This window comes from Roseomonas chloroacetimidivorans, assembly GCF_049629625.1.
Lineage (GTDB): Bacteria > Pseudomonadota > Alphaproteobacteria > Acetobacterales > Acetobacteraceae > Roseomonas > Roseomonas chloroacetimidivorans.
Map to the genome: position 1 here is coordinate 1 of NZ_JBNBZS010000180.1, position 4,788 is coordinate 4,788.

At 64.2% G+C, this 4,788-nt stretch carries 5 protein-coding genes; 1 reads left to right on the plus strand and 4 read right to left on the minus strand.

The window, feature by feature from the left end; all coding sequences use genetic code 11:
* On the minus strand, nucleotides 1–670 hold a 670-nt coding region (locus ACO1BU_RS36010; RefSeq protein ID WP_481133264.1), incomplete at its 3' end, for a phosphoketolase family protein.
* A 726-nt stretch (nucleotides 671–1,396) separates the two neighbouring features.
* On the opposite strand from ACO1BU_RS36010, the gene gpmA reads away from it, so the two are divergent.
* Nucleotides 1,397–2,089: a 2,3-diphosphoglycerate-dependent phosphoglycerate mutase gene (gpmA, locus tag ACO1BU_RS36015; RefSeq protein ID WP_424140684.1), complete on the plus strand. Its 693-nt coding sequence runs from the start codon at nucleotides 1,397–1,399 to the stop codon at nucleotides 2,087–2,089.
* Nucleotides 2,090–2,205: 116 nt separating this feature from the next.
* On the opposite strand, the gene ACO1BU_RS36020 is transcribed toward gpmA, so the two are convergent.
* The 3 genes from ACO1BU_RS36020 to ACO1BU_RS36030 all read right to left on the minus strand — a co-directional run.
* On the minus strand, nucleotides 2,206–3,240 hold the full coding sequence (locus ACO1BU_RS36020; RefSeq protein ID WP_424140685.1) for a lipid A deacylase LpxR family protein: 1,035 nt from the start codon (nucleotides 3,238–3,240) through the stop codon (nucleotides 2,206–2,208).
* Nucleotides 3,241–3,433: 193 nt separating this feature from the next.
* A complete protein-coding gene (locus ACO1BU_RS36025) occupies nucleotides 3,434–4,234 on the minus strand; it encodes a phytanoyl-CoA dioxygenase family protein (RefSeq protein ID WP_424140686.1) in 801 nt (266 codons plus the stop codon).
* A gap of 247 nt (nucleotides 4,235–4,481) precedes the next feature.
* Nucleotides 4,482–4,788 (minus strand): phasin family protein (locus ACO1BU_RS36030; protein ID WP_424140687.1); only part of this gene is annotated, 307 nt, incomplete at its 5' end.

The following is a 4,788-nucleotide window of genomic DNA, read 5'->3' on the forward strand; positions in this document are numbered from 1 at the left end:
CTACGACCACGGGCTCGTAGCCATAGCCCCGCATCAGCGAGACCAGCTCCTCGGGCATAATCCGCGCCAGGACTGTCGGGTTAGCAATCTTGTACCCGTTGAGGTGCAGGATCGGCAGCACGGCGCCGTCGGTCGCCGGATTGATGAACTTGTTGCCATGCCAGGACGTCGCGAGCGGGCCGGTTTCCGCCTCACCATCGCCCACGACGCAGGCGGCGATCAGGTCGGGATTGTCCAGCACCGCCCCGAAGGCATGGAGGAGCGAGTAGCCGAGTTCGCCGCCCTCATGAATGGAGCCGGGCGTGTCCGGCGCGGCGTGGCTCGGGATGCCGCCGGGGAATGAGAATTGCCGGAACAAGCGGCAGATGCCCTCCGCATCCCGGGACACTTCTGGGTAGAGTTCGCTGTATGTGCCTTCGAGCCAGGTACTGGCCACGACGCCCGGCGCACCATGGCCGGGGCCGGCCAGGAACAGGATACTGAGGTCGCGCGCCTTGATGATGCGGTTCAGGTGTAGATAGACGAAATTGAGCCCAGGCGTGGTCCCCCAATGACCAAGCAGGCGCGGCTTGACGTGCTCGGGTGCCAGCTTCTCTCGGAGCAGCGGATTATTGAGCAGGTAGATTTGCCCCACTGAGAGGTAATTCGCCGCGCGCCACCACCGTTCCATACGGTCGAGCTGGTCGACGGCGACTGGGACAGCATTTTGGTTCTGAGCGACCTCGCTCATGGGCATTTTCCTTGTTCCACCATGAAGGGCTCCCGCTGGTGTAAGAAGTTCCGCACCGTGACCGCTCTCGTATGCAGGATCAGGATTTCGTGCTGCCTATCAGCCGGACATGGTTGGGTGGGCACAAGGAGCAGGACAGGTGCTCGACCACGGCATGGACGACCGGCGATCTGCCGAACGGCAGATATGATGCTGGATGAACCGTCATCGAGGGCAAGAAGAAGCGTGTTCGGCATCAGGTGGCCACTCCGGCAGCAACGGCGCAGGACGTGCACATTAACAAGGCTGATCGAAGACCGGGAGGGCGTCCGTGTGGAATGCTCCGGGCGCGGCAGCAGGACAGGCTCCCTACGTCTACACGTCTACAAGCGCTCCGGCCAAGCCGGTGGTCGCCAGGCCTGCGGACGTCATACCAGCCTCCTTTCCTGTGCAACGCCGTCCATGGTGGTAGCATTCGACACGGGCGCACCCTGTTCAGTGTTAGCGAACACCATCACTCCGGGCACCAAGGCGTTCGGGCGACGTCCATCCCATCGCCGCCGTCGTTCCAACTCGGCCAGAACTGCCGCTGCTGCCAACGCGCCAAGATCGGGCATTCTATCGGAAGCGGCTTATCGGCCGGATGCGTCCGGCAGGTGTGCTGTGCAGCTTTTTTCGGAGAGCCCGATGCCGACACTTGTGCTCCTTCGCCACGGCCAGAGTGTCTGGAACAGGGAGAACCTGTTTACGGGCTGGACAGATATCGACCTGACCAACCAGGGCGTGCGAGAGGCGCGAGAGGCCGGCGCACGGCTGCTCGCGGCAGGATTCAGCTTTGATATCTGCTTCACCTCCGTGCTCAAGCGGGCCATCAAGACCCTGCACCTGGCGCTCGAGGAGATGGATCTGCTGTGGCTGCCGGTCGAAAAGAGCTGGCGGCTGAACGAGCGGCACTATGGCGCATTGCAGGGGCTCAACAAGGCGCAGACTGCTGACCGGTGTGGGACGGAGCAGGTCCTGGCCTGGCGCCGGAGCTGGGACGTGTCGCCGCCCCCGCTCGCGCCGGAAGACGAGCGGCATCCAATCCATGACCCGCGCTACCGCAAACTGACCAGGGAGCTACTGCCAAACTCAGAAAGTCTGAAGGACACGGTCGCGCGCGTCGTTCCCTGCTGGGATGAGGCGATTGCACCAGCACTCCGCCGCGGCGAGCGGGTGCTCGTGGCTGCGCACGGCAACAGCCTGCGCGGCCTGGTCAAGTTCTTGAGTAACATCGCCGACCAGGACATACCCGGTTTCGAGATGCCGACGGGGCGTCCACTCGTCTATGAGCTGGATCAGGCGCTCAATCCCCTGCGGCGTTACTTCCTGGAGCGGTAAGGCCGCAACCATACATGTAGGTCGTTAGCCGCAACTTTCTCAGCAGAAAGTTACGTTGGGCAGAAGCCGAACCCAGTCAGATGATGCCGCCCGGCCGGGCTTTGTCCCCCTTCCGCTCAGAACCGGATGGAAAGGTTCAGTGAACCGAAAACCTCGGTGCCCTTCTGCCCGTAGAACTCCTCCGATCGTAGCACCTGCGTATAGGCGAGCCGTATGCCTCGCCATAGTAGCGCCACCCCGCCCTGAACGTCGCCCACCAGCCAGCGCCGGTCCACGCTGCGGCTATCGCGCCAGGTATTTCCATCCAGGGTGATGTCGCGCGCCACCACGCGGCCGTCCACGCCGCCGAAGACGTACCAGCCGAACTCGCTGCGCGGCTCCAAGAGGCTGGACCCGGCCAGGGCCGGCCGGATCCGCGCCGATCCCCAGTCGGCGTCGAGCCCACGCCCCAGACGGAACGTCCCGCCCGCAGCGACATAGGTGTTCGCATTGCCGAGCGAGAGCGTCGCAACCGGGATGAATTCGGTTTCAAGCCCCTGCCATTCGCCCAGGGAGACGCGCCAGCGACGTTCCGCCAGCAGGTCCAGCACGGGCTCGTTCTCGATCTGGTAGTGCCAGCCCTTGGCCGGCTTCACGCCGATCAGATGATGGTAACTGTTCTGCACTTGCCTCCCAAACGCAGCGGGGCCGACCACGCCAGCCTGGACTTCAAAGATCGTCTGCGTCGATGGAGTCGTGCGGCTGACGGTGAGGGCTCCGTAGAGCCGGCCAGCATAAGGCCGGTCCGCCGGATCGGGGTTGCGGCGCTGCTTGTCCTCCGGCGTGTAGAGGCTTTGCCCGAGCGACAACCCCCAGTGCAGCCGTCCCGGCCCCAGCAGCCAACCCATGCCGCGGTCAATCCAGGCGAGCGAATCAGGCATGGTGTCAGCGGGCGAGCGCCAGGTCAGCAGCAGCCCGTTGCTGTAGTAGCGGTCGGTATTGCCGCCGAAGGCGTCGTTCTCCACCGTCAACCCGAATGTGCCAGAAGATGGCGCGGGGGCTGCCTCGCTTTCCTGGGCGGCGTGGCTGTCAGGGGCTGCTGCAGCCAAGACCTGGCCTGGCATGACGGCGAGGGGAGGGAACAGCAAGAGGGCAGCCCAGAAAGCCTTCATCCCTACACGCTGCCTCTCAGGTCGCGGCGGAGCAAAGAAGGATGCGTAGCGACTGGCGGCCGAGTGGTTCAAGGTGCGGGTCTCGAAAGCTGGCGTGCGGGCAATCCCATCGTTGGCTCGAATGCAGCCCCATTCGCCAGGCTCGCCCGCTGTTCCGCGAGGGACGTAGGTGGTTCCCGGAAGGCCACGATCCTCAGACCCGGAACTTGTAGCTCGTCCCCGGAAGACGCTCGACATCCGGCGGAAAGCTCGCACGCTTCTGCGCGAAGTAGCGCGCGCGATGGTCGCCCGAGGCGGCCAGGTTATAGGTCAGGTACAGGACCCGCCGTGCTTCCGCGGTCAGGTTGGGTTTGGACGCATGCGGCGCATAGCTGTCGAAAAACAGCACGTCGCCCGGCTCCGTCGGCACGGGGGTCAGAGCTATTCCCGCCATCTGCTCGGCCGTCAGCGGGTGCCACTCCTCACCGATCAGGCCGGCGAAGTGGGGGCCGTCCGCCATCTCGAGGCAGCCATTCTCTTCTGTCGCACGGTCGATGCAGACCAGGGCAGTGACGAAGAGCGGCGCATAGACGGTCCAGCCAGCCTGCTGGTCCTGGTGGGGCTCGAAACCGGCGCCGCCGGGCTCCTTGAAGTTGATCTTCTCCTTGAACAGCACGACAGGCCCGCCCATCAGCTGGGCGACGGCCGTCGCCAGCCGCCCGCCGCGCCCCAGCGCGTCGAAGCTGGCGTGGAAAGGGCAGAAATTCTCGATACGCTGCCGCACGCGGGAACCCGGGGCGAGAAGGCTCTCCTCATAATAGACCATGTGTCGGCCGGGGACTTCGGGCATGGACACCAACTCGTCGGTCCAGCGGGAGATCTCCGCAGCTTCCTCGGCCGTGAAGAAGCCACGCGCCGCTACCCAGCCCGTGCGCTTGTAATGCGCGAGGTCAGCCGCGGAGAGCGGCTGATTCTGCTCTGACAACGGGGCGAGAAGTTCTGCGCTCAGGCTCATGCCGAAACACCGGTATGCAGTTGTGGAGGGATCTGCCGTCCGACGTGGCTCAGATCGAGCCGTGATATCGATCTTGTTCCAGCGGAAGTCGCTGACGGTCGCCGCTTCGAGACATTCTGGTTCAGCGAGGATGAGGTCTCGGGTTGCTCCTCGTATCGCAGCTCGGTCCAGCTGCGACACAAGCGTCAGCAATGGCCAGTGCTGCGGCCTCAGCAGCGGAGAAGCGGACGACGCTGCGCCGAGGCCGTCACGGCGACCTCGCCGAGAAAGACGACGCCTTGCCAGCGATCTCGGTCAGCATTGTGGCATTTCCTTCCTGAAGTTTCCCGACCAGTTCCAGCGCGTTGTGTGTCTGGAGGCTCGCGCCATGAAGAAAGGCGCTGGCGACATCCGACTGCACCGCAAGGAGTTGGCCCGGATCCCTGGCGCCACACAGACGCTGTAGGGCAGCACTCACCCGGTTCTGCGTCTCCGAGAGGATTTCCATCTCACGCTGGGTGGCGTCACACATGGCCTGCTGCGAGTGCTGAACCACGTGCAACAGAGATAGAAAA